The following is a 915-nucleotide window of genomic DNA, read 5'->3' on the forward strand; positions in this document are numbered from 1 at the left end:
CAAGTTCTTTTGCAATTTTTGAAACAATGCTCCAGTAGTTCGTTTTACTATCTAGAAAAAATAAACCTCGTTCTTTGCAAACTGACAATACGATTCGCATTACTCGCTCATCAGAAGTTGCCTTTGAACCCATATGATTATTCATCCCAATTGCATAAGGAACGTCATCAATTGCTGCAACAACCCTTCTACGAATTTCTAAGTCACTTAAGTTTGAGGTAATTGCATTTGGACCAAGCCAGCTTGCCATACCTGTTCTTGGTTCCATAGGTAAATGAACAATTACTTCATAACCTCTAGAATGAGCGGTTGAAGCATCCTTCTGAGTTGAAGGTAAAAATGGCATAACTGCAACAGTTAATGGGATAGGCAGAGAAAGCATCTGTTCAGTCCCCTTCATATTATTTCCAAAATCATCAATTACAATGGCAACCTTATGATTAGGTTCCGCATATACACAAGAACAAGCAGTAGTAAAAACTACTACTAAAGTAAATAATGAAGTAATCCAATGCCTCATAAGTTTATCTCCTTTATCATGAATGAAAATGTAATACTATTTTCTGTGTTTAATGATAAATTAACCGTATGTAATTCAATAAATAACCACTTAGATTAGATAAAAATAAAAACCATTAAAACAAATTACATGCCTATTACTAAGAATACTATTGACTATTAAAATTTGAATAATAAGGCGTAATTAAACTTCTCTTCTCATATTTCTGATTTTCCACTTTTTCCACTTCATTAGTAGCTATTTACTCTTTAAAAAATTAATATTTTTTTTGTGAAATAAGTAATAATATAATAAAAATACCGTCATATACATAATTTGACATGTCAAATTTATGTAGTTTACATTGGCAGAACGAATGAAAGAACTACACGTTCGTAAAAATTTACATTTAAGGG

At 31.0% G+C, this 915-nt stretch carries 1 protein-coding gene; it reads right to left on the reverse strand.

The annotated features are described in order from the left end of the window. Nucleotides 1–520 (reverse strand): divergent polysaccharide deacetylase family protein (locus V7056_RS20695; RefSeq protein WP_499704269.1); only part of this gene is annotated, 520 nt, incomplete at its 3' end. Nucleotides 521–915: the final 395 nt, after the last annotated feature.

Source organism: Bacillus sp. JJ664 (genome assembly GCF_036962205.1).
Taxonomy (GTDB): Bacteria; Bacillota; Bacilli; order Bacillales; family Bacillaceae_G; genus Gottfriedia.